Raw genomic sequence first — 22,773 nt, 5'->3', positions numbered from 1 at the left:
CACTCCCCACCCCCCTGTTCGACCCGCATTATGTCGCTGCGATTTTTCTGATGGCAACGGTGACCTATCTGACGCGGATCGGCGGTTATCTGTTCCTGCGCAACCGCACGCTGAGCCCGCGCATGCAGGCGGCAATGGAGACCGCGCCGGGCTGCGTACTCATCACCATCATCGCCCCGGATTTCGTCTCGGGCCGACCGGCCGATCTCATCGCGCTGGCCGTGACGATGCTTGCCGCCACGCGCCTGCCCATTCTGCCGACCGTCATCATCGGCATCGTCTCTGCCGGTCTTCTGCGCAACATGATGGGCTGAAAAGACGCCTTGCCGGCGTCTCAGGCAGGCAAGGTGTTCTTGTGGATGCGCCCGTCCTTCATCACCAGCGGCATGCTGCGATCGGGGTCACCGATCAGGGATATGTCCTGCAGCGGATCGCCATCCAGCAGCAACAGGTCGGCATATGCGCCGGCCTCGATGCGGCCAAGCTCGCCGGGATAGGGATTGCGCGGGCCCGAAAGCCCCAAGAGATCGGCATTGCCGCTGGTCAGCATCCGCAAAACCTCGGCATTGTCATACCAGCGGGCGAATTTGGCGAGCTGCCTGCCCTGCGTAGCGGTGCCAGCCGGGTTGAACAGAATATCGGTGCCCAGCGCCATCCTGACCTTGTATTTGCGACCAAGCTCGATCGCCCGCACCGTGCCCTCGGCAATCAGCTCCTGCTGCTGGCGCTGTTCCGGCGATGGTTTGGCATTGGCATCCTCATCGGCGAGAAACGGCTGGATGCTCCACCACGCATCGGCATCGGCGATCCGCTGCACGGTTTCCTCATCCGCCAGCTGGCCGTGTTCGATGGATTTGACGCCGCATTCCAGCGCCCGGCGAATGGCCGCGGAGGTGTAGGCGTGAATGCAGACATAGGTGCCCCAGTCCGATGCCGCCGCAACGGCCGCCTTCATTTCGGCGGGCGTATATTGCAGGGAATCGATCGGATCGAAGGAGGATGACACACCGCCGCCGCCCATGATCTTGATCTGACTGGCGCCAAGCATCAGCTGCTCGCGCACCCGGCGCAGCACTTCCGCTTCGCCATCGGCAATGGCGGAAATACCCGCCGTCTCGGCAACGCTCAGATCGCTCTGCGGCTGGCGCGGCAGATCAGTGCGCATGCGGAAATCGCCATGCCCCGAGGTTTGCGACACCATGGCACCGGAGGGATAGATTCGCGGACCGGCCACACGGTTTTCATCGATGGCGCGTTTCAGCGCAAAGGAAGGCCCGCCGACATCGCGCACGGTGGTAAAACCGCGCAGCACCGTACGTTCCGCCTCCTGTGCCGCCACCAGATGCACATAGGGTACATCCGCTGTCATGGCCGCCACCTGAGAAATGCCGGCGAGAATGGAATGCCAGTGGGCGTCGATCATGCCCGGCATCAGGGTGCGGCCGCCGCAATCGATCACCTGCGCATCCGCAACCGCATCCGCCGCACCCACCAGCGCCTTGATGAGATTGCCCTCGATCAGCACGCCATTGCCGTCGATGAGCCTGCTGTCGATGCCGTTGAAGATTTTGACATTGCGCAGCAGGATCGATTTTGCCGGTGCCTGCGCGAAAGCAGGGTCGACCTGACCGAGTGCGGCCACCGCCAGGCTTGCCGCAATGCCCTTCAGCACGGAACGGCGGGAAAGCCCCGCATTCATCCTTGCAAAGAGGTTCTGAGCTTCAGGACTGTGGCAGGCGCAGCCGCCACCATGCGTGAGATGAGCGTACCTTTGTCCGAGACGAAACACCAAGTGATACCCCTTGTTTCTGCGGAAGCGGATCAACCACCGTCGGGTTGCGAGTTAAGCCGATTTGCCGCTGAGCGACAAGCGCAATCATGCCGGGAACAGCGGATAAGCGAACAATCAGACCGGCAGATATTTTTTCGACGCTCAAACCACGAATTGACCGTTTTCACCACCTGCCCCACGCTGCAAAGTGCTGCTGGAAATGACTGCGGGAACGCACGCGTGCTGGTTGCCGCGTCAGCACATTTAGAGGCCATTTTCAGGCTGAAATACCGCGGCTGCGAAGGGAACGGCAGATGATGACGAAGCGCCTGCAACACCTATAACGTGCAATTGATTTCTTGACGAATGACAGCACGCAAAACGCACCTTACGTTAAGGGAAGTGCGCCGACAGATATAATTTTAACATATTGTTTTACAACGTATTTGTGAGAAGAAAACTGAATGGCGTGACACCTCCCCCAATTTCCATCCGGGAAATCTTGTTCTACCGATCGTCAGTTTTTTCGACTATTCGACATTGCGAAACTGCAACTTTCCCTTGTTCTAAGTGAGTCTGAAGACGGGGAGACGGGCAGATCGGCCGCACTGCGGTATTTGTCATATTCGGGGGCGAATAGTGAACGACGTTACGGTAGAACCACGGGCTTCGAAAGAAGCGCGCGCATTGGCACGCGATGCCATCAGATCCAGCAAAAACATCCGTTTTCTTTCAGGCGTATCTCTCGCCGTTCTGGCACTCGGCTGTTCCATGCGGCCGTCGCTGGCCGCAAGTTTCACAGCCTCCAATGAGGCCGAACTTTCACAGGCCATTACCGACGCGGCAGCCAGCGGCGACGCCTCCTCCACCATTACGCTGACCGGCAGTTTTGCCGTGACTGGCGCCCTGCCGGCCGTGAACAGCACCATCACGGTCAATACTGGAACGTTTACGTTGACCTTGCCGGCAACGGCATCCTTCGATGTGGCAGCGGGCTCAACACTCACCTTTTCCGGTCAACTCTACACGGGCACGACGGTCCTCACCAAAAACGGCGACGGTACGCTCAGCATCAGCGGCACGACCCTTGGCGTCAACAGAATTGCTCTGAACAGCGGCCAGACTGTTATCAACGGTGGAAGCACCGTGACATTTGGATCATCGAGTGGCGGCGCTCTGCGACAACTCGACATTGCTTCGGTCGCGGGATCGGAAGCAAGCCTGACGATTTCCGGAACCGGGACGAACGTTACAGCAACAGGAACTGACGGAACCATTCTCGCAACTGGTGGCGGCACCTCCACATTTACGGTTGAAGCCGGTGCGACCTACACGACGGCTGGCAGCATTGCCTCTCATAATACCGGATCACTCGGCACTTCGATTATAAATGTCGTTGGAGGCGGGTCGCAAATTTCAGCTGGGAACGCCTTCACGTCGTTCAACGGCACAACCTACGTCAATGTGCTGGAAGGAGGCGTGATCGATGTCGCCAATGGCACAACACTGGGCGCGTTGGGCAACAACGTATACGCGGGAGCGAACATCGTCGCCGTTGTTTCGGGCGAAGGTTCACGCTGGAGCACGGGGACAGCCTTTGCCTTACAGAAAGGCTCGCTTTCGATCCTTGACGGTGGTCTGGTGACAGCAACAACGATGAGCATTGCAACTGCGACCGGCGCGACTGTTCCCAATGCAAGTGTGCTTGTCTCTGGCGAAGGTTCGGAACTGCAGGCGAATGCAATTAGTGTCGGCACCTTCGGAACCGGCGCTCTGACGATTGCCAATGACGGTACGGTGATCGTCAATGGCGGCGCTTCTGCCCTTGTGGTTGGCGGTGCGGACGCTGACAGCAATGCCTCACTGAACATCGGTGGCGTCGCCGGTCAGGCTGCTGAGGCCGCAGGTACGCTGGTCGCCTCCGCCGTCACACTGGCGGCAAGTGCCGAGATCAATTTCAACCACACCGAAACCGGCTATGTGTTCGACACGCCCATCAATGGCAGCGGTGCGATCAACCAGTATGCCGGCCGCACCGTCTTCAATGCCGCCCAGACAGGCTTTTCCGGCATTGCCAGCATCTATGGCGGCGTTCTCGAAGTAAACGCCACGCTCGGCGGCGTGGTGGATGTCATCTCCGGCACGCTGGCCGGTACGGGCACGGTCGGCAACACCACCAACCAGGCGGGCGGCACCATTGCGCCCGGCAGCAATGGCATCGGCACCCTGACCATCGGCGGCGACTACACCGGCAATGGCGGCACGCTGGCGATTGAAAGCGTGCTGGGCGACGACAGCTCAGCCACCGACGGACTGGTCGTGACGGGCAACACCTCCGGCAGCACCAATGTCGCCGTGACCAACCTCAATGGCGATGGTGCGTTGACGATCGACGGCATCAGGATCGTCGATGTCGCGGGCACTTCGGCAGGTCTTTTCTCGCTGCTCGGCGATTACACCTATGAAGGCGAAGAGGCCGTGGTCGGCGGCGCTTATGCCTACCGGCTCTATCAGGGTGCGGATGGCGACTGGTATCTGCGTTCCGTTCTCGATGCATCGGTTTCGGCCACGGACCCGCTCTACCAGCCGGGCGTGGCGCTTTACGAAGCCTATCCGCAAATGCTGCAGATGCTGAACGAACTGGACACCCTGCAGCAGCGCGTCGGCAACCGCTACTGGCAGACGGATCTCGAGCCTGTCGCGACATCGGGTCTCGATGGCGTCTGGTTCCGCACCAAGGGCATGCATGGCAGCATCGACCCGAAGTCCAGCAGCAGCGGTGCGACCTATGACTACGATCTTTGGAAGGCCGAAGGTGGCATCGACGGCGCGCTTTACGACAATGAAAAAGGCCGCCTGATCGGTGGGCTGACCGCCCATCTCGGCACCATCACCGGCGATATCAACTCGATCTACGGCAATGGCGAGGTCGACACGACGGGCTATGGCATCGGCGGCACGCTGACCTGGTACGGTAATGACGGCTTTTACGCCGACGCCGTCAGCCAGGCGACGTGGTACGACACCATCCTGAAATCCGATCTGGTCAATGGCGCGCTGAAAAACGGCAGTAACGGCTTCGGTTATGCCCTCAGCCTCGAAGGCGGCCGCCGCTTCACCTACGGCTCATGGGTCATCACCCCGCAGGCGCAGCTCGTTTATTCCTCGGTCGATTTCTCCACCTTCAACGACCGCTTCGGCGCCCGCGTTTCGCTGAAGGACGGCGACAGCCTGATCGGGCGTCTGGGCGTGGCGGTGGACCGCGACGAGACCTGGCAGGACAAGAACGGCGAAACCGTTCGCGGCCGCATCTACGGCGTTGCCAATCTCTATAACGAGTTCCTCAACGGGACCGCCATCGACGTCTCCGGCGTCGGCTTCGACAGCAGCAGCGAACGGCTTTGGGCAGGCGTGACGCTGGGCGGCTCCATGACCTGGAAGCAGGACCGCTTCTCGATCTACGGCGAACTCACCGCCAAATCCGCCCTGAAAGACTTCACCGACAGCTACGCCCTCAGCGGAACAGCCGGCTTCCGCGTGAAGTGGTAACCTGAAACGGCCGGCGGGCGGCAGAAGCTGCCCGCCGTTTTATTTGTTCACATCGCCTTATTGAGATTAGTTTCGGAGCGTCTCTTAATCGATTGTCGTCACGCTGTTTACGGCCTAGCGATCGGTTATGCCGATCCCACTCTGTCACACGACATCACCGTTACGATCCGCTCGATTTCGTCCGGCGTGTTATAGTAGTGCGGCGATATCCGGATCGCGTCGTTTCGGATGCTGGCGAAAATTCCGTTAGCGGTTAAGTTGGCATGTGTTTCCAAGGTGGAGGTTCCGAGCCTTCTGAGAAGGTTTATCCCGGAGCCAGTTTTGCCACCGAAATCGTAGACAAGATTGAGACCTTTCTCCCGTGAGCGCTCACGAAGCAATTCGCTGAGCGATAAAATCCTCTCCTCGATCCGGTCGATGCCTAGCTCATCGATTTGAGCAAGCCTCTCGGCCAGTCCCAAGATGCCTGAACCATTGGCAGTTCCGGGCTCAAAGCGACGGGCATCCGGCAGGAAGTCGAGCTTGCGATTGAAAGCGAATGGATCGTTGACACTAAGCCAACCGACAACCCTTGGAGTGATCGCGGCAAGAGCGCGTTCGGAGAAACTGGCAAAACCGATCCCGCGCGGCCCCATCATCCACTTGTGAGCACTGACGACAAGGACGTCGACACCAGCGGCTCCGACATCGAGTTTGATTGCCCCGGTGGATTGAGTACCGTCGACCACAAGCAGCGCCCCTGAGGCTGCGCAGATTTCCCCAAGCGCGGCAACATCGACACGGAACCCGCTGTAGAACTGGACGTGACTTACCGAGACGACACGGGTCCGGCTATCGACGACTTCGCGAACATCGCTGACTTCAATACGTCCTGCCTTGGAACCGACCCTCCGAACATCAACACCAAACTCAGCCAATTGCACCCAGCAAAGATAGTTCGAAGGGAAATCTTCCGCGCAAACAACGATGTTGTCACCAGCACGCCAGTCCACACCCAAGGCTACGAGCGAGAGCCCGTGAGCAGTATTCTGGACATAGGCAATATTGTCAGGACGTGATCCGACAAGCTTTGCGGCAAGAGCACGGCCTTTGTCGAAGAATGGTAACGATGCGGCGCGGTATTCCCGCAGCCTTTCGGACACGATCCTGTTATATTGCTCACTAGCCACCTGAACACGCGTCGGTATGGGCGTTACCGAAGCGTTGTCGACGTAAATCTTGTCGTGAATGTAGGGGATGTCGCTTCGCAACTGCCGTATGAATTCATCGTTCATTCAAGGTCCTGCCGCCCGCAAAATTGAGAGGATACTACGTTCCGGAATATCGGCAGGCAACCCACCTGCGGCGTCCGTGGAGTTTGCTGTGCGCTTGCAGACTTCAGCCGTCTGTCTGCCGAGAAGTGAACATGTCGTCTCCGCGATTCTCACAAAATCGGACTACCCTAGACCCTGGCGCACAGACGTGATAATTCCTCGAACCAGCTTGATAAGCTCCGTTCGGGACGACCCGAGGGCGGCATGATGTGATTGGGGACGACCCCGGATGAGGTCACCATTTATGCCCCACATGCCCGCAATTTCTCTTTTCCGTGGTGTTGTCCCCAAGCTTGTCATCGCCTGGGCCGTCGTTGCCGCGTTTCAGTTCGAGTTTCATTCCTGGCTTTCCGCCGACATGTCGCCGATAGTGGCGATCGCCTGTTTTGCCGTGCTGTTTGCGACAATCCTGATGGCCGCGTTCGGTGTCGTGCGTGAGGCCGATGCGCTGGCGCACCGGCTTGGCGAACCCTATGGCACCCTGATCCTGACGCTTTCCATCGTGTCGATAGAGGTGATCCTGATTGCCGCCGTGATGCTTGGGCCGGGCGAAGCGCCGACCATTGCGCGGGACTCGATCTTTGCCGTGATGATGATCATCATGAACCTCATCACCGGTATCTGCCTGCTGGCCGGTGCGCTGAAATATGGCGAGCAGGAATACAACGCCCCCGGCACCATCACCTTCATCAGCATGATCCTGATCCTTGTCGGCGTCGCACTGCTGCTGCCCAACACACTGAGCACGGGCAACGGCACGTTTACGCCGGTGCAGGCGTTCGTTCTCTCGGTTCTGACCGTGATCGGTTATGGCGGTTTTCTGGCGCTGCAGATGGGCAGATACCGCAGCGATTTCATGCAGCCCGAAGCCGGGCGCATGTGGATTCTGCTATCGGAAGCAGCAAGCCGCAACAAGGCCGACGACACGACGGCAGAGGCCGGCGGCAGCAGCAACCTCATGCATGCGGTCACGCTGGTGGCGCTGATGTTGCCCATCGTGCTTCTGGCACATGACCTCGCCATCATCATCGACTACGGCGTGGTGCAGGCTGGCGCACCGGTTGCCGTGGGTGGCGTGCTGATTGCCATCATCGTCTTCACACCGGAATCCATCACCGCCATCAAGGCCGCGCTCAACAACGAAACGCAGCGCGCGATCAACCTGTGCCTCGGCGCCTTCGTCTCGACCGTCGGCCTTACGGTTCCAGCCGTGCTGACGGTGGGCCTGATGACCGGCAAGACCGTGGTTTTCGGCATTTCGGCGGTGGAAACCGTGCTTCTGGCACTGACCATCGGTCTGACGACACTGACCTATCTCGGGCACCGCACCTCCGCCACGCAGGGCATGCTGCATATTCTTCTCTTCTTCGTGTTCGGCCTGATGCTGTTTACCGCCTGACACGCAGATGCACCGCAGGACGACCTGCGCTCTGCCAAGCGACCAGGGGACGGCCCCACAGCCATGAGGTAATCATGATGTGGACCAGCCGCCGAAAGCTTTACCGGGCGATACGCCAGACGATCATGGACAGTGCGTGCGAGCGATCGCCGGGCATCGTTACACGCGTGTCCGCGCTCGCCATTTTCCTGCTCACCGCCAACCGTGAGGTGCGTTTTCGCCGTGCAGCAGCCTTTGAACTATGGCCGTTGCAATCAGAGCGCGACGCAGCTAAGAAGCCCCTGTGCGGGACGACCCGCGCCTTGAAACGTTCCGGGGACGGCCCCGAATCTCCTTGTCGAGATCAGAGGCCGCCCGATTGTTGACCGTCACCCATCATCCAGAAATCATTGGTCCGCAGGCTCTGCGCGCCCGGCAACGCTGTGGCGCTGCTTTGGCGTGCCGTCGGTCTGTCGTGGCCACAGCCCGTCAGAGGAAGCCGAATGGCCGGACCCATTGAACAATTCGAAGTGAAAAAGATCATCGAGATCAACATCGGCGGTGTGGATCTGAGCTTCACCAACGCCTCCGCCACCATGTTTTTGACCGTCGCCATCGCCACCGGTTTCCTGCTTCTGGCGACAGCGCAGAAACGGCTTGTCCCCGGCCGGTGGCAATCCAGCGCAGAAATGCTCTACCTGTTCGTCAACAAGACGCTGCGCGACAATGTCGGCAAACACGGAATGCATTTCTTTCCGTTCGTTTTCACGCTGTTCATGTTCATTCTGACTGCCAACCTGCTTGGCATGTTTCCCTACGCTTTCACGGTCACGGCCCAGATTGTCGTGACCTTCGGGCTCGCCGCACTCGTGTTCCTGACGGTAACGCTCTACGGCCTCTACAAGCACGGCTTCGGTTTCCTGCGGCTGTTCAAGCCGGATGGCGTTCCCGCCGTTCTGGCGCCGATCATCATTCCCATCGAGCTGATTTCCTACCTCTCTCGCCCGGTCAGCCATTCGGTGCGTCTCTTCGCCGTCATGCTGGCAGGCCACATCACGCTCAAGGTGTTTGCCGGTTTTGTCGCATCGCTCGGTGCCATGGGAACGCTGGGTGTCGCCGGCGCCATCATGCCGCTGTTCATGACGGTTGCGATCACCGCGCTGGAATTCCTGATGGCTGCCATTCAGGCTTACGTCTTCACCATGCTGACCTGCATGTATCTGAACGACGCACTGCATCCCGGCCACTGAAAACCCGACAACTGAAACCCTGATGTGAAACGGGCGGGCCAAGGCCCGCCGCTTGCCATAGGATCAGGCGCAACAGCCTGTCGATGACGGTGCGCAACACGGCTTTGGCGTGGCGGTTTCCTGCGCCGCCAGCCACCGGTCACGCGGCTTGCAGCTGGCCGGGCGCGGTGCAAGTTCTACCGAGATGACAGTCTCGCCAACCTGCGGCGTTGCCGCGCAATAAAGCGCCATCGGCCGCACCCCGTCGCTGACCTCGAAGGTCAGCCGCGCCGAGCCATCCAGCTTCACATGCTCCGATACCTTGCGGATGATCGCCGCAAATTTCCCGGCCTGCATGTGGGTTCGCCCGCCCTCTTCGACATCCCAGAGCTGCACGAAGATTTCCGCCCATGCCTCGGGGTTCGCGCCGCAATCCAGGCCCGAAAACTGCCCGGCCTTCACTTCGGTAACGTGATAGCCGGGCTTTACCACCTGCCCGTCATAGCGGAACACCAGCGGCAGGTCGGGTTTGCGCGCCAGCGTTCCGAGCAGAAGCCCGAGGCTGATGTCGGGCGATGAGGTCTTGTCGAAGGCGTTCATCCGCGTTATTCCTCGTTTCAATATTTCAAGGATTATTGAAACATGGAAGAACGTCAAGCCCTCGCATCCTTCGGCGCGCTGTCACAGGAAAGCCGGCTACAGATCGTGCGGATGCTGGTGGTGGCGGGTCCGGACGGCATGTCGGCGGGGTCGATTGCCGAACGGCTGGAAGCCTCGCCCTCCAACGTCTCGTTCCATTTGAAGGAGCTGGACCGTGCCGGTCTGATCGGCCAGCAACGCGAGGCGCGCTCGATCATCTACACCGCCAATTACGCTGCCCTGAGCGGTCTGGTGCGCTTCCTGCTGGAAGACTGCTGTGCCGGACACCCGGACATCTGCAAGCCCATGTCCTGCAAATCAGAAATGAACGCGAACGGAAAACCAATTGTCTGATCGTGTGCCTGTCGCCGCCGTCCTGCTGCTGGGCGTTACCCAGAACATCGGTTACGGCACGCTCTATTACAGTTTCAGCATTCTCGCACCCGATATGGCCGGGCATTTCGGGTTGTCGCAGCAATGGGTGTTTGCCGCGCTGTCCGTGGCGCTCATGGTTGGCGGGTTGACGGCGCCGTGGCTTGGGACGCTGTTTGACCGGCTGGGCGCGGCAAAGGTCATGACGGCAGGCTCGGCGGTGGCGGCGGCAGCACTTGTTGCCTGCGCCTACGCACCGGAAAAGGCATCCTATGCCGCCGCGCTGATCGTGATGGAGGTGGCGGCCAACCTCGTTCAGTATGGCGCCGCCTTTGCGCTGCTGGTGCAGCTTCAGCCGCAGGTCGCCGCACGCAGCATCACCTATCTGACGCTGATTGCCGGTTTTGCCTCCACCATCTTTTGGCCGATCACCACGGCACTGCACGCCCATCTGTCGTGGCAGCAGGTCTATCTGGTGTTTGCCGCCCTGAACCTCTTGATCTGCCTGCCGCTTCACGCCTGGCTTGCCGCGACCATGGTAAAGTCGCGCAATGCCCCTGCCCGCGAGCTTCAGCTTGTCGAAGGCGTCCTGCCTGGAGAGCATCGAAAGCTTGGATTTGTGCTGATGGTGGCGGGCTTCTCCCTGACCTCGCTGGTTAGCGCCGCTGTGCTGGTGCACATGGTGCCGCTGCTGTCCGGCCTCGGGCTTGGCGCAACCGCCGCCATGATCGCCACCCTGTTCGGCCCCTCACAGGTGGCGAGCCGGTTGATCAACATGGTGTTTGGCAAGGGCATCGATGCGGCGCATCTGGCCATCATCGCCGCCGCGCTGATGCCGGCAGGCGTGATGACGCTTGCCGTTTCAGCACCCTCCATCGCTGGCGCCATGGTCTTCGCCGTGGTCTTCGGTATGGGCAACGGCCTGTTGAGCATCGTGATCGGCGCCTTGCCGCTCCACCTCTTCGGCAGCCAGGGTTATGGCAGGCTGCAGGGAAAGATGATGGCGGCGCGTCTGATCGTCTCCGCACTCGCCCCCTTCGCGCTGGCATTTGCCATGTCCGCCATTGGCATTGGCGCTTCGCTTGCGGTCACGGCAACCCTTGGCGCATCGGCGATCATCCTCTTCGTCAGTCTGGCAAGACTGGCGCGCTAGACACCTGATCTGCCGCGTCTGGCAAGCAGGAGGGCGTAATGGGTCACGGCGGCAAACAGCCCGACGATCAACGCGTAGTTGACGAAAAACTGCAGCGTCGAGGCGTTGAAATCCCACATATCCAGCGCGTAGGTCAGCATCAGCTTCGAGCCGAAACCCATCTCGACCGTGCTTCTGACACCAAGCGCTGCAACGGCCGCTGTCACCACCCGCAGACCCGCCGTGCGCCAGCGGCTTTTGCCGTCGAGACGCAACAGCGCGGCGCAGGCATTCATCACCACCTGCCAGCGGGTGCCGAGATGGATGGCGATGACAAGCAGCACCCAATAGGCTGCAAACATATGCAGTTCCCGCACCGCAAAGGCGCCGTCTAGCGCCATGAACGGCAGCAGGTCGCGCGAGATCAGCAGGCTCGTCACCAGCATGATCGTCATGCCCAGGGCGAGACAGGCGATGGTCGCCAGATTGACGATGCGCACGGCATCAAGCCTGCGCTTCGCCACGCCGCCATACCAGCGCCGATTGAAGACATTGTGCCCGATGACCAGCGCGAACAGGGCCGTGCCGAAGATCTCATGCGCAAGATTATCGAGCCACCAGTAGGCCAGACAGGCGACAATCAGCCCGATGGCAACGACATCGAGCAGCAGGCGCAGACGAAAGACGGCGCTCATTCGAATTCGAACCGGCGCATGTCGTTGAAGGTATAGAGGAAGTCCCTGTCTGCCCGCGATGTGTGGCAACGCTGGCAGCGCGCCGTGTTCTCTTCCATGTTGATCGAGCCATCGGGCTTGAACCACTGGAACTGCCAGTCGGCGGTGCGGCGGTTTTCATCATAGTCCTGCCCCCAGCCCTCGCCTTTTTCCATGATGAAATAACGGAAGACCTCGCCACCGCGATAATCGACCAGCGCCACATGCGTACCGTTGGGGATCGGCTCGCCCCGCTTGACCGCCTCGATCGCTTCCCGCGTCGTCATGATATGCTCCGTCACCTCACCCCGCGTCACCGTGGTGTAATGGACGAGCTTGCTGATATCCGGCATGGTCGCCCGCGTCGGCTCTGCCTGAACCTGCATGCCGACGAGCACGACAGCGCTGGTGACGAAAGCGGCAGCAGCCGCCATCCTGAAAACCTTATTCATCGGCGCCCCCGTTTTTCAGGCCATATTGTGCGTCGGTCACGTGTTCCATCCACTCCACCGTCTTGCCATCAAGGGCTTCCGCAACGGCGATATGCGCCATGCCGCTTTCGGGCGATGCCCCGTGCCAATGCTTGACGCCGGGCGGTATCCACACCACGTCTCCGGGAACGATCTCCTCAATCTCGCCATCCCAGTGCTGCACGCGCCCCACGCCCTCTGTTACGATCAGGGTCTGACCGAGTGGATGGGTGTGCCAGGCGGTTCGGGCAGACGGTTCGAAGGTAACGAGGCCACCACCGACCCGGGCGGGCGATGGTGTCTGAAACCGCGACTGCACTGTCACGGAGCCAGTGAAGTTTTCCGCAGAGCCTGCGGTCGCAGTCGCAACACTCGACCGCGTAACCTTCACGGCGCGATCGGGTTCAGCAAAAGCTGCGGTGGCGCTCAGGGCTGCCGCGACAGTAACCAGCGATGTCGTGTTCATGGATCAGTCCTCCGCAAACACGTCTTTGGCGATCGCGACAGCCGAGACACCACTTGGCCAGCCGGAATAGAACGCCATATGCGTGATGGTTTCGACGATCTCCTCCTCCGTCAGACCATTCTGTCGGCCAAGACGGATATGCGAGCGCAACTGATCGGGACGATTGAGCGCAATCAGCGCCGTGATCGTCACAAGGCTGCGGTCGCGTTTGGAGAGTTGGGAGCGTTCCCAAATATCGGCGTAGAGGACACCATCGGTCAGTTCGGCGAGCTTTGGCGCGGTCTCGCCCATCAGTTGCTGGGCACGGCTCTGCTGTGGCGAAGGTGTCGTGGTCTGGGCTTGGGTCATCGTAACGGAACCGAGAATGAGAGTGACGCTGGTGGCGAAAAACAGGCTTCTGGTCAGTCGCTTCAAAGGGAACTCCTTGCATGGCACAGGGGATGGCCGGGGCGATGCGGCATGGCAACGCCCTGACCTGTTTTCGAGGGGAATGAAAAAACGAGACTGTTTCAGACGAGCGTTCTGCCGAAGAACGGGGTCAGCTTGTCGAGCGCCGCATCGACATATTCCGGCACCCAGTAGGTTTCGATGTGTCTGGCGCCGGCAATCCTGAAGAGTTCCTTGTCCTTCGTGCCGGTGGCCCGGGGGAACGCGTCTTCCGTCATGTAAAGCGTATCGGCTTCGCTGCCGGCGATCATCAGCAAGGGGACGTCGATCAGCTCGATCTCGTCGGTCGCATCCCAGCGCATCAGATCCATCAGGCTGCTCATGGTGTAACGGAAGGTCGAGCCCGGATGCGCATGGGTGCGCCAGTAATAGTGATACCCCTGACGATAGAGATCGAAAGGCAAGGCTTCGATCTGCGCATCGGTCAGGTTGGCATCACCGGCATAAAGCACCTCTCCACCTGCGGCTTCCTGAGCGCGGGCGGCGGACGCCTGCTGCAGCCGCGTCTGGATCGTTTCGAGCTGCGAGTCCTGAAAGCCGTTGCGGCGAACGCGGCCGGAATTGAACATGCTGAGCGTGGCAACCGACCTGAAACGCTTGTCGGTCTTGGCCGCCGCCAGCGAATATCCGCCGCCGCCGCAGATGCCGAGCAGCCCCAGCCGCGCCGTATCGACACCCGGAAAACCGCTGATGAAATCGGCCATGCCGTGAATGTCCTCGATGCGATGCTGCGGTTTGTCGACGCTGCGCGGCGCCCCGCCGCTTCCGCCCTGATAGGCTGCGTCGGCGGTGATGGTGATGAAACCGCGCTCCGCCAGACGCTGCGCGTAAAGCCCGGTGGTCTGTTCCTTCACGCCGCCATTCGGGTGAGCCAGCACGATGGCGGGGTATTTTTGCGCCGGGTCGTAATTGGCAGGGGTATAAACATTGGCAACGATGTCGAGACCAGCAAGCCTGTATGTCACCGGGTGGATATTCACCTTGCCAGGTTCGTTTTTGGTGATCGCACCGTCATAGACCAGCGTGAACGGGTTCTGTTTGTAATCGGCTGCGACAGCCTCGGTCGTGCTCATGGTTGATACTCCGAAAATTGCGCCGGAAACGAAAAGCGCCGTGGCGCCGAGAAACCTGCGTCTCGCGCCGTTGATGATGTCATTGCTCATGCAGAGGCTCCTTGTCAGATCGGGCCGGGTTTTTGCCCATGCGCCGCTCGCTCAATCGAGCGCCTTGTCGGTGAGGAATTGCGAGATCTGGTCGGCGATCTCGACATTGTTCAGGTCCGACATCAGAAAATGCGTGCCGCCCTTGATGCCCTTTTCCGGCAGGTGCACCAGCGTGGCGTCGCCACCGTGTCTGTTGACGGCATCGACCCAGAGCTTCGCCATCGCCAGCCGCACACGCCAGTTGTCCTGGCCGCGCTCGGCGGTCGGTTCGGTCGGGAAATTGTCGCCGTAATAGATGACGATCGGCAGACGGGTCAGCTTTTCGAAATCGGCAGCAGAGACCGCCTCGCCCTTCAGCGTGCCAGCCGCACTCGGCATGTCGGCAGGCACCTCACCTTCTGGAAAGATGAAACCGCTGCCCGGCTCCAGCGCCACGATGGCCTTGACGTTCGGGTTCCTGATCGCCGTCAGCCAGCCGGGGCCACCGGCCTGCGAATGGGTGAACAGAATGGCGGGACCGGTCCGGTCGAACAGCGCCGACATGGCATCCGAAATCACCGTCGCATTAAAGGGACCGGTATTGGGTGTGACCGAGCGGAAAAACTGGTCGAGTGCGGCCGGGTCACGCGAGAACTGCACGTTCCCGAAATAATCGGGCCATTTGCCGATGCGGAACTGGTCGAAAAACAGCTGGTCGTAAGGCGTCGGCTCGATGGTCGTCGCCACCGTGCTGTTGCCCGCCCGGCCCCGGCGCGGCTGATCGACAAGATAGGTGGAATAACCGCGACGCAGGAAGATGTTCTGAAACCCCTCACGTCCATCCGGCGTGGTTTCCCAGCTTCGCGCCGACTGAAAGGCACCATGCAGCATGACGATGGGCAGCGGCTTCGGGTTCTCCGGCACCTGATAGAAAACATAGGCGTGGTCGCCGTGGAGCGACTGTCCCTCCGCACCAGGCGCATTGTTGTTATAGGTGCCCGGCGTCTTTGCCACCGTGCCGCCCACGGCAAAACTGCCCTGCTGCTGAATGATGATGGGGCCGGGTTTGGCCGCCTCCGCCCATGCCGATGGCGATGCCATCAGGCCACCGGAGAGCACCAGTACCGACGCCAGCGATTTGAAATTCTGTCTCATCATACCCGTCTCGAGAATTGCGATGAGAAACGATATCGCGGTCGCTTTGACGGGATTAGCGGCCGGAAACCGGATGAGGTTATTAGCCCCACTTATCAATCACAGAGTGTTGATTACTATTTCCACCCCACCCGTAAAAATACCTCGGCGCCAAAGCGGCTGAAAACCGTTCAAACGGCTGATCGCATTCGGGTTTTCACGAAATCTCGCAAAAAACGTCGCCACAAGATTGTCCAGATTCCCACGTTTGCGCGTTGATACCGCGAGTAGCCGTCTGCTTCGCTCCGCGGCTTACATCAACTGCCGTGGAGATATGCCGTTGGAGATAAAAACGCCTGCGCTCGATCCCGCCCTCCGCGCCACGGCATTTGCCGAACGTCGCGGTTTTGAGCTTGCGGTTTACGGCCGCACCGTTGCGGCGGTGCTGATGGCCGGAACGGCGTTCTGGGGGTATCACTATCCCAACAATCTCTGGGTCGCCGGGCTGTTTCTGCTGCTGGCGGCGATCGGTCTTCTGCCGCTGGCAGCCGAAGAGACGCGTTACGAAGTCCCCTCACGCTATGCCTTCTTTGCCATGGATGCGCTGCTGATTTCGGCTGTCCTGTCCTTCGTGCCATTGAGCAGCGGCGAGATGGTGCCGCAGAACCTCGTCTTTCTGACCAGCCGCGATCACTTCTATTACATCGTTATTGTCGCCTCGGTGCTGACGCTCTCCCCCCGCCTCGTCGTCTGGACCGGTGTGTGGTGCATGGCGGGGCTCTCGGCATCGATCGGCTGGATCGTTTTCAGCCTGGGCGACTTCCTGACTTACGAAAACCTGCCGCTCGCGCCGAAACGGGAGGTGTTTTATTCGGTGGTGCTGAGCCCGCATTTTCTCGGCATGGCCTCCAGACTGCAGGAGGTGCTGATTATCGGCGCGGTCACGGGCATTGCCGCCCTCGCCGTGCATCGCGCCCGGCACATGGTGCAGGCCAGAGCCGTGGCCGAAACCGGACGGCGGCGCATGCAGCGGATCTTCGGCAAATACGTGCCGCCGCATGTGGTACGCGAACTTGCCAGCAATGAAGGCTATCTCCGCCCGCAGATGCGCGAGGCAACGCTGCTGTTTGCCGATGTCGAAGGTTTTACCGCGCTATCGGAACAGCTTTTCCCCGAAGTGCTGATTGCGGTGCTGAACGAACTCTTTTCCGCCACCGCAGGCGTCATTGCCCGCAATGGCGGTCTTGTCGTCAGCTACATGGGCGATGCCTTCATCGCCTCCTTCAACGCGCCGCTGCCGGTCGAAGATCATGCCGAACGCGCCATCGCCTCGGCCCGCGAAATCCTGCGGCTGACGGACCAGAAAAAATTTGGCGGCCACAGCCTGAAACTGCGCATCGGCATTGCCACCGGCCCGGTTGCCGCCGGGACGGTGGGCAGCGATGACCGGCTGTCCTACACGCTTTACGGCGATACCGTGAACCTGGCGCAGCGGCTGGAAGCGCTGAACAAGGATCATGACACGCGCTGCCTGCTGAGCGGCGAAACGGCAAAGGCGGCGGGCCATGCAGTCGGGCTGACCTATCTCGGCGCGGCGAATGTGCGCAACCGGCAAAAGCCCGTCGATCTCTATGTGCTGAACGACTGAAACCCTATCCGCGGTAACGCAGCGCATCGACCACCAGCGCAAAGGCTGGCGAGGCATGGCGCCGGTTCGGATAATAGAGGTGGTAGCCCGCAAACGGCGCACACCAGTCTTCCAGCACCCGGATCAGCTCGCCCTTCGCAATGTGCTCTTCCACCAGATCTTCCGGCATATAGGCCAGGCCGAAACCGCGTTTGACGGCATCGAGCCGCATGGCGATGTTGTTGAATACGAGCTGCCCCTCGACACGGACCTTCAGTTCGTGGCCGTCCTTCTCGAACTCCCAGGCAAGAATGTTGCCGTAGGTCGGCATGCGGATCTGGATGCAATTGTGGCTGGTCAGATCTTCGGGAACCTCCGGCCAGAGGTTCTGCTGGAAATAGGAGGGCGAACCGACCACAGCCATGCGCATTTCCGGTCCGATCCTGACCGCGATCATGTCCTTGGCCAGTTGTTCGCCAAGCCGCACGCCCGCGTCATAACGCTCCGCAACAATGTCCGTCAGGCCGTAATCGACGGTGATCTCGACGTTGATATCGGGATATTGCGGAATGAATTTTTCAAGGGCGGGCGCAAGCACCGAGATTGCCGCATGTTCGCCGGTTGTGATGCGAATGGTGCCGGCGGGTTTGTCGCGCATGTCACTGAGCGCAGACAGCTCCGCCTGTATCTCATCGAAGCGCGGCCCTGCCGTCTGCAACAGCCGCTCGCCCGCCGCCGTCGGTGAAACGCGGCGCGTGGTTCGGGTGAGCAGGCGAAGTCCCAGCCGCTCCTCAAGACCGCGCACCGTCTGGCTGAGCGCCGATTGCGAGACACCGAGCTTGACGGCTGCGCGGGTAAAACTCTCCTCGCGCGCCACCGTGACGAAGGCGATCAGATCGTTGAAATTTTCCTGCGGCATTTATTAGGTATCCTTATAGCCTCATGCCGATTACTGCCTCTAATCGATAAGGTCGGCAAGGAATATCTTCAGAGCATCGAAACCGCAGCCTTGCCGTGGAGGACGGCCAAGCGCCCGCGCAGAACGGAACGACGATGCCCGACATTCACTTGACCGCCTCCCCGCAACACAAGACCGCAATCCTCGCCATCATCCTCATCAGCTACGTGATGATCGTGCTGGACATATCGGTCGTGTTGACCGGACTTCCGAAAATCCACCACGAACTCGGCTTTACCGATGCCGGCCTTGCCTGGGTGCAGAGCGCCTATACGCTGACCTTCGGCGGTTTCCTGCTTCTGGGTGCGCGTGCCGGTGACATTCTCGGCCGTCGCCGCATGTTCATCACCGGCATGGCGATCTTCACGCTGGCCTCGCTTGCAATCGGCGCCTCGCAATCCGCCGCCTGGATGCTGGCGTGGCGGGCCATTCAGGGTCTCGGCTCGGCCATTCTCGCGCCCGCCACGCTTGCCCTGCTGCAGACCAATTTCGAGGAAGGCGATGAACGCGTGCGCGCCGTTTCGCTCTACAGTGCGGCGGCCGGTGTGTCGGCGACTGTCGGCCTGATCGTCGGCGGGCTGCTGGCCGACTGGCTGTCCTGGCGTGTCGGCTTCCTCATCAACCTGCCGATCGGCATTGCCATGATCCTTGCAGCCCGCGTCTACATCAAGGAAACCGGCAGACAGCCCGGCACCTTCGATATTCCCGGTGCGCTGACCTCGACCACGGGCATGAGCGGCCTCGTCTACGGTTTCATCCGTTCGGCGCAGGCCGGATGGGACGGCACGACCATCGGCATCATTGCCCTGTCGCTCGTCCTGCTTGCCACCTTCGTGCGCATCGAACGCCGCGCAAAACAGCCGATCCTGCCGCTGCGCCTGTTTTCGGATATCGAACGTTCCGGTGCCTATGGCGCCCGCGTTCTCTACCTCGGTGCAATGGTCGGTTTCTTCTTTTTCACGACGCTCTATCTGCAGGAAGTGGCAGGGCTGCGCCCGGCGCTCACAGGCATTGCCTTCGTTCCGGCCACAGCCCTGCATGTGCCCATAGCCATGATCGTGCCGCGCCTGATCCGCCGGTTTGGCCGCAACGCGGTGCTTGTTGCCGGCATGATGGTCGGTATCGTGGCGATGGCCTGGCTGAGCCGCGCCGGCGTCGGCTCAAGTTACTGGACGGCGATTGCCATGCCCATGCTGCTGATCGGCATCAGCCAGGGTCTGACGCTGAGCCCGCTCACCTCATCCGGCGTTGCCCGCGTCGACAATGCCGATGCCGGTGCAGCCTCCGGCGCAGTCAATGTCGCCCACCAGATGGGTGCTTCGGTCGGCCTCAGCGTGTTGATCGCCATTGCGGCCATCGGTTCTGCTGGCCTCAGCGGCGCTGACCTGACGGCCTACCGCGTATCCCATGCCTTTGATGCCGGAACGGTTATGCTCGTGCTGACATTGATCATTGCCCTTCTGACAATCGTGCCTGCGGCCTCGCGCCAGGCAAACTCCAACGCCGTGCCGACTGAGCGCACGGCCTGACCCGAAGGAGAATAAAATGCAAAATCGCAAACTCGGAACGCTCGACGTCTCCGCCCTCGGCCTTGGCTGCATGGGCCTCAGTTTCGGTTATGGCGCCGCGACCGACACGAAGGACGCCATCGCGCTGATCCGCGCCGCCCACGACCGTGGCGTGACCTTCTTCGACACCGCACAGGTCTACGGCCCCTTCACCAATGAAGAACTGGTTGGCGAAGCGCTGCAGCCGTTCCGCGACAAGGTGGTCATCGCCACCAAGTTCGGTTTCGAACTGCCAAGCCCGGATGGCGGCCAGCACATGAACAGCCGCCCCGATTATGTGCGCCAGTCGGTCGAGGCCTCGCTGAAGCGCCTGAAGACCGATGTCATCGATCTGCTTTATCAGCATCGTGTCGACCCGAATGTGCCGATTGAGGATGTGGCGGGCGTGGTGAAGGACCTGATTGCCGAAGGCAAGGTCAAGCATTTCGGTCTTTCCGAGGCGGGTGCGCAGACCATTCGCAGGGCACATGCGGTGCAGCCGGTCACGGCGCTGCAAAGCGAATATTCGCTGTTCTGGCGCGAGCCGGAAAAGGAGATCATTCCAACGCTGGAAGAGCTTGGTATCGGCTTCGTGCCGTTCAGCCCACTCGGCAAGGGGTTCCTGACCGGCAAGATCGACGCCTCGTCAACCTTCGCGCCCGGTGATTTCCGCAGCGTCGTGCCGCGTTTCCAGGCCGAAAACCTGAAAGCCAACACGGCACTGGTGGAAGCCCTGACGCAGATTGCCGACGCCAAGGGCGTGACACCGGCACAGATCGCCCTCGCCTGGCTTCTGGCCCGCAAACCCTGGATCGTGCCGATCCCCGGCACCACCAAGCTGCACCGTCTGGAAGAAAATCTCGGTGCCGCGACTGTTGAACTGAGCGCGCAGGACGCCGCCGAAATCGCCGATGCGCTGGCAAAGATCGATATCGTCGGCGACCGCTACCCGGCCCATCTGCAAGCCCGCGTCGGCAAGTAACAACGGGAGAAACCCATGAAAAAGAGAACTATCGGAAACCTCGAGGTTTCCGCCCTCGGCCTTGGCTGCATGAGCATGAGCTCGGCCTATGGCCCGGCCGCCGACCGCGGCGACATGATCGCGCTGATCCGCCATGCCCATGACAGGGGCATCACCCTGTTCGACACCGCCGAAGCCTACGGCCCCTTCGTCAATGAAGAGCTGCTGGGCGAAGCCCTTTCACCAATCCGAGACAGCGTGGTCATCGCCACCAAATTCGGTTTCGACATCGACCTTGAAACCGGCGAACGGCGCGGCGGCACCAACAGCCGCCCGGAGCATATTCGCGCCGTGGCCGAAGCCAGCCTCAAGCGGCTGAAGACCGACCGTATCGATCTGTTTTACCAGCATCGTGTCGATCCGGCCGTGCCGATTGAGGACGTCGCCGGTGCGGTGAAAGACCTGATTGCCGAAGGCAAGGTCAAGCATTTCGGCCTTTCGGAAGCCGGTGTGGCGACCATTCGCAAGGCCCATGCCGTGCAGCCGGTGGCCGCCGTGCAGAGCGAATATTCGCTGTTCTGGCGCGGCCCGGAGGCGGAGCTTCTGCCGGCGCTTGAAGAACTGGGCATCGGTTTCGTGCCGTTCAGTCCGCTTGGCGCCGGTTTCCTGACCGGCAAGATCGATGAGAACACCACCTTCGACCCGACCGACTTCCGCAACAGCGTGCCGCGCTTTACGCCGGAGGCACGCAAGGCGAATTTCGCGCTGGTCGACGCCATCACGGTCATCGCCGAAAACAAGCGCGCCACAACCGCCCAGGTGGCGCTGGCCTGGCTGCTGGCGCAAAAACCGTGGATCGTGCCGATCCCCGGCACGACCAAACAGCACCGTCTGGACGAAAACCTTGGCAGCGTCGATCTGCAACTGACCGCAGCCGACCTCACGGAAATCGACGCCGTGCTGTCCAGGATCGAGGTGGTTGGCGACCGGCTTCCCGAAGCCGCCATGAAGATGACGGGCCGCTGAGATGGACGGCGTGCCGAACTGCCGTTTCAGCTTCGATGCCATCGGCACGCGCTTCGAGATCGACACGCCGCAACCGCTATCGACCACCATGCGAGAGCGCGTGCTTGAGCTGACGGAAGACTTCGACAGGCTCTATTCGCGCTTTCGCGAGACTTCACTGATCGCAAAGATCGCCGCTGCCCAAGGCGGTGGCGTCTTTGACTTTCCGCCTGATGCGGCGGTGATGTTCGACCTCTACGACCGGCTTCACACCGCAACCGATGGCGCGGTCGATCCGCTGGTTGGCGCCGATCTCGAGCGGCTGGGGTATGACCGCAGCTATTCGCTTGTAACCTCTGACTCGACACCCTGCCCGGCATCGCAACGTCCGGCATGGAACCTCGATGTCACGAGACATGGCGCGACACTCACGACCGGACGACCGCTGACCATCGATCTCGGCGCACTCGGCAAGGGCCGGCTTGTCGACCTGATCGCCGACCTGCTGGAATCGAAAGACATCGAGGATTTCCTTGTCGATGGCAGCGGCGACATGCGGCATCGGGGCAACCTGCCTGTGACCGTCGGGCTGGAAGATCCACGCGATCCCTCACGCGTTATCGGCATCGCCGCGCTTTCCGATGGCGCACTCTGCGCCTCGGCGGTCAATCGTCGCGCCTGGGGTGATGGGCTGCACCACGTTGTCGATGGCCGCACCGGACGACCGACGCACGATGTCATCGCCACATGGGCGGTGGCGGCAGATGCGGCGACGGCCGATGGCCTTGCCACGGCGTTGTTCTTCGCCCCGGCCGCACGTCTGAGGCAGGCATTCGATTTTTCCTTCGTCCGCCTGTTCGCCGATGGCCGCGCCGAAGTTTCCGACAACTTCGATGGCGAAGTTTTCACCTGAGAAAGGA

Annotated in this window: 21 protein-coding genes; 11 read left to right on the top strand and 10 right to left on the bottom strand. The window is 60.9% G+C overall.

Annotated features, from left to right (window positions below):
• Window positions 1-14: 14 nt before the first annotated feature.
• Window positions 15-314 carry an AzlD family protein gene (locus ACIQT8_RS03050; protein WP_400964363.1) on the top strand — a complete coding sequence of 100 codons (300 nt, stop codon included), beginning with the start codon at window positions 15-17 and terminating at the stop codon, window positions 312-314.
• 20 nt (window positions 315-334) lie between these two features.
• Here ACIQT8_RS03050 and ACIQT8_RS03045 read toward each other — a convergent pair whose 3' ends face one another.
• Window positions 335-1,789: an amidohydrolase family protein gene (locus ACIQT8_RS03045; protein WP_400963270.1), complete on the bottom strand. Its 1,455-nt coding sequence runs from the start codon at window positions 1,787-1,789 to the stop codon at window positions 335-337.
• A gap of 621 nt (window positions 1,790-2,410) precedes the next feature.
• Between ACIQT8_RS03045 and ACIQT8_RS03040 the strand changes: the two genes are divergently transcribed.
• Complete coding sequence (locus ACIQT8_RS03040) at window positions 2,411-5,320, top strand: autotransporter outer membrane beta-barrel domain-containing protein (protein WP_400963267.1); 2,910 nt, start codon at window positions 2,411-2,413, stop codon at window positions 5,318-5,320.
• A 125-nt stretch (window positions 5,321-5,445) separates the two neighbouring features.
• Here the strand turns inward: ACIQT8_RS03040 and ACIQT8_RS03035 are convergent, their stop codons facing one another.
• Window positions 5,446-6,594, bottom strand: a complete 1,149-nt coding sequence (locus tag ACIQT8_RS03035) for an aminotransferase class V-fold PLP-dependent enzyme (RefSeq protein WP_400963264.1) — start codon at window positions 6,592-6,594, stop codon at window positions 5,446-5,448.
• 268 nt (window positions 6,595-6,862) lie between these two features.
• On the opposite strand from ACIQT8_RS03035, the gene ACIQT8_RS03030 reads away from it, so the two are divergent.
• Together ACIQT8_RS03030 and ACIQT8_RS03025 are read left to right on the top strand one after the other, a co-directional pair.
• A complete protein-coding gene (locus tag ACIQT8_RS03030) occupies window positions 6,863-8,032 on the top strand; it encodes a calcium:proton antiporter (protein WP_400963262.1) in 1,170 nt (389 codons plus the stop codon).
• A 482-nt stretch (window positions 8,033-8,514) separates the two neighbouring features.
• Window positions 8,515-9,261, top strand: a complete 747-nt coding sequence (locus tag ACIQT8_RS03025) for a F0F1 ATP synthase subunit A (protein ID WP_400963259.1) — start codon at window positions 8,515-8,517, stop codon at window positions 9,259-9,261.
• A 63-nt stretch (window positions 9,262-9,324) separates the two neighbouring features.
• Here ACIQT8_RS03025 and ACIQT8_RS03020 read toward each other — a convergent pair whose 3' ends face one another.
• Complete coding sequence (locus ACIQT8_RS03020) at window positions 9,325-9,840, bottom strand: DUF6428 family protein (protein ID WP_400963256.1); 516 nt, start codon at window positions 9,838-9,840, stop codon at window positions 9,325-9,327.
• A gap of 42 nt (window positions 9,841-9,882) precedes the next feature.
• Here ACIQT8_RS03020 and ACIQT8_RS03015 point away from each other — a divergent pair, with 42 nt between their 5' ends.
• Together ACIQT8_RS03015 and arsK are read left to right on the top strand one after the other, a co-directional pair.
• On the top strand, window positions 9,883-10,233 hold the full coding sequence (locus ACIQT8_RS03015; protein WP_400963254.1) for an ArsR/SmtB family transcription factor: 351 nt from the start codon (window positions 9,883-9,885) through the stop codon (window positions 10,231-10,233).
• Complete coding sequence (gene arsK / locus ACIQT8_RS03010) at window positions 10,226-11,404, top strand: arsenite efflux MFS transporter ArsK (protein WP_400963252.1); 1,179 nt, start codon at window positions 10,226-10,228, stop codon at window positions 11,402-11,404. The genes ACIQT8_RS03015 and arsK overlap by 8 nt, the downstream gene beginning before the upstream one ends.
• Here arsK and ACIQT8_RS03005 read toward each other — a convergent pair.
• From ACIQT8_RS03005 to ACIQT8_RS02980, 6 genes are all read right to left on the bottom strand, one after another.
• Window positions 11,401-12,078, bottom strand: coding sequence for a DUF4405 domain-containing protein (locus ACIQT8_RS03005; protein WP_400963250.1), 678 nt, complete (start codon window positions 12,076-12,078; stop codon window positions 11,401-11,403). The two genes, arsK and ACIQT8_RS03005, sit on opposite strands and share 4 nt — an antisense overlap.
• Window positions 12,075-12,548 carry a cytochrome P460 family protein gene (locus tag ACIQT8_RS03000; protein WP_400963247.1) on the bottom strand — a complete coding sequence of 158 codons (474 nt, stop codon included), beginning with the start codon at window positions 12,546-12,548 and terminating at the stop codon, window positions 12,075-12,077. The genes ACIQT8_RS03005 and ACIQT8_RS03000 overlap by 4 nt, the downstream gene beginning before the upstream one ends.
• On the bottom strand, window positions 12,541-13,032 hold the full coding sequence (locus ACIQT8_RS02995; protein ID WP_400963244.1) for a cupin domain-containing protein: 492 nt from the start codon (window positions 13,030-13,032) through the stop codon (window positions 12,541-12,543). The genes ACIQT8_RS03000 and ACIQT8_RS02995 overlap by 8 nt, the downstream gene beginning before the upstream one ends.
• A 3-nt stretch (window positions 13,033-13,035) precedes the next feature.
• Complete coding sequence (locus tag ACIQT8_RS02990) at window positions 13,036-13,380, bottom strand: carboxymuconolactone decarboxylase family protein (RefSeq protein ID WP_400964361.1); 345 nt, start codon at window positions 13,378-13,380, stop codon at window positions 13,036-13,038.
• Window positions 13,381-13,541: 161 nt separating this feature from the next.
• A complete protein-coding gene (locus tag ACIQT8_RS02985; RefSeq protein ID WP_400964359.1) occupies window positions 13,542-14,552 on the bottom strand; it encodes an alpha/beta hydrolase in 1,011 nt (336 codons plus the stop codon).
• 141 nt (window positions 14,553-14,693) lie between these two features.
• Complete coding sequence (locus tag ACIQT8_RS02980; protein ID WP_400964358.1) at window positions 14,694-15,776, bottom strand: alpha/beta fold hydrolase; 1,083 nt, start codon at window positions 15,774-15,776, stop codon at window positions 14,694-14,696.
• Between the two features lie 313 nt (window positions 15,777-16,089).
• Between ACIQT8_RS02980 and ACIQT8_RS02975 the strand changes: the two genes are divergently transcribed.
• Window positions 16,090-17,403 (top strand): adenylate/guanylate cyclase domain-containing protein, encoded by a 1,314-nt coding sequence (locus tag ACIQT8_RS02975; RefSeq protein ID WP_400963241.1) that lies wholly within the window; start codon window positions 16,090-16,092, stop codon window positions 17,401-17,403.
• 4 nt (window positions 17,404-17,407) lie between these two features.
• Here ACIQT8_RS02975 and ACIQT8_RS02970 read toward each other — a convergent pair whose 3' ends face one another.
• A complete protein-coding gene (locus ACIQT8_RS02970; protein WP_138792423.1) occupies window positions 17,408-18,301 on the bottom strand; it encodes a LysR family transcriptional regulator in 894 nt (297 codons plus the stop codon).
• Window positions 18,302-18,435: 134 nt separating this feature from the next.
• Here ACIQT8_RS02970 and ACIQT8_RS02965 point away from each other — a divergent pair, with 134 nt between their 5' ends.
• Genes ACIQT8_RS02965 through ACIQT8_RS02950 form a run of 4 tightly spaced genes read left to right on the top strand, consistent with a single transcriptional unit; the run spans window position 18,436 to window position 22,766 of the window.
• Window positions 18,436-19,869: an MFS transporter gene (locus ACIQT8_RS02965; protein WP_400963237.1), complete on the top strand. Its 1,434-nt coding sequence runs from the start codon at window positions 18,436-18,438 to the stop codon at window positions 19,867-19,869.
• Window positions 19,870-19,885: 16 nt separating this feature from the next.
• Window positions 19,886-20,869 (top strand): aldo/keto reductase, encoded by a 984-nt coding sequence (locus tag ACIQT8_RS02960; RefSeq protein WP_400963235.1) that lies wholly within the window; start codon window positions 19,886-19,888, stop codon window positions 20,867-20,869.
• A 15-nt stretch (window positions 20,870-20,884) separates the two neighbouring features.
• Window positions 20,885-21,874 carry an aldo/keto reductase gene (locus ACIQT8_RS02955; RefSeq protein WP_262525901.1) on the top strand — a complete coding sequence of 330 codons (990 nt, stop codon included), beginning with the start codon at window positions 20,885-20,887 and terminating at the stop codon, window positions 21,872-21,874.
• Between the two features lies 1 nt (window position 21,875).
• Window positions 21,876-22,766, top strand: a complete 891-nt coding sequence (locus ACIQT8_RS02950) for an FAD:protein FMN transferase (RefSeq protein ID WP_400963232.1) — start codon at window positions 21,876-21,878, stop codon at window positions 22,764-22,766.
• Window positions 22,767-22,773: the final 7 nt, after the last annotated feature.

The sequence above is a fragment of the Agrobacterium sp. NPDC090273 genome (genome assembly GCF_044772305.1).
Taxonomy (GTDB): Bacteria; Pseudomonadota; Alphaproteobacteria; order Rhizobiales; family Rhizobiaceae; genus Agrobacterium.
The sequence above is the reverse complement of the archived record's forward strand: the minus strand, read 5'-3'. Positions and strand labels throughout refer to the sequence as shown.

Bases quoted from the DNA above. Each gene is read 5' to 3' on its own strand.
- ACIQT8_RS03035 (WP_400963264.1), bottom strand. From the start codon at position 6,594: ATGAACGATGAATTCATACGGCAGTTGCGAAGCGACATCCCCTACATT.
- ACIQT8_RS03030 (WP_400963262.1), top strand. From the start codon at position 6,863: ATGAGGTCACCATTTATGCCCCACATGCCCGCAATTTCTCTTTTCCGT.
- ACIQT8_RS03025 (WP_400963259.1), top strand. From the start codon at position 8,515: ATGGCCGGACCCATTGAACAATTCGAAGTGAAAAAGATCATCGAGATC.
- ACIQT8_RS03020 (WP_400963256.1), bottom strand. From the start codon at position 9,840: ATGAACGCCTTCGACAAGACCTCATCGCCCGACATCAGCCTCGGGCTT.
- ACIQT8_RS03015 (WP_400963254.1), top strand. From the start codon at position 9,883: ATGGAAGAACGTCAAGCCCTCGCATCCTTCGGCGCGCTGTCACAGGAA.
- ACIQT8_RS03005 (WP_400963250.1), bottom strand. From the start codon at position 12,078: ATGAGCGCCGTCTTTCGTCTGCGCCTGCTGCTCGATGTCGTTGCCATC.
- ACIQT8_RS03000 (WP_400963247.1), bottom strand. From the start codon at position 12,548: ATGAATAAGGTTTTCAGGATGGCGGCTGCTGCCGCTTTCGTCACCAGC.
- ACIQT8_RS02995 (WP_400963244.1), bottom strand. From the start codon at position 13,032: ATGAACACGACATCGCTGGTTACTGTCGCGGCAGCCCTGAGCGCCACC.
- ACIQT8_RS02990 (WP_400964361.1), bottom strand. From the start codon at position 13,380: ATGACCCAAGCCCAGACCACGACACCTTCGCCACAGCAGAGCCGTGCC.
- ACIQT8_RS02985 (WP_400964359.1), bottom strand. From the start codon at position 14,552: ATGAGCACGACCGAGGCTGTCGCAGCCGATTACAAACAGAACCCGTTC.
- ACIQT8_RS02980 (WP_400964358.1), bottom strand. From the start codon at position 15,776: ATGAGACAGAATTTCAAATCGCTGGCGTCGGTACTGGTGCTCTCCGGT.
- ACIQT8_RS02975 (WP_400963241.1), top strand. From the start codon at position 16,090: ATGCCGTTGGAGATAAAAACGCCTGCGCTCGATCCCGCCCTCCGCGCC.
- ACIQT8_RS02970 (WP_138792423.1), bottom strand. From the start codon at position 18,301: ATGCCGCAGGAAAATTTCAACGATCTGATCGCCTTCGTCACGGTGGCG.
- ACIQT8_RS02965 (WP_400963237.1), top strand. From the start codon at position 18,436: ATGCCCGACATTCACTTGACCGCCTCCCCGCAACACAAGACCGCAATC.
- ACIQT8_RS02960 (WP_400963235.1), top strand. From the start codon at position 19,886: ATGCAAAATCGCAAACTCGGAACGCTCGACGTCTCCGCCCTCGGCCTT.
- ACIQT8_RS02955 (WP_262525901.1), top strand. From the start codon at position 20,885: ATGAAAAAGAGAACTATCGGAAACCTCGAGGTTTCCGCCCTCGGCCTT.
- ACIQT8_RS02950 (WP_400963232.1), top strand. From the start codon at position 21,876: ATGGACGGCGTGCCGAACTGCCGTTTCAGCTTCGATGCCATCGGCACG.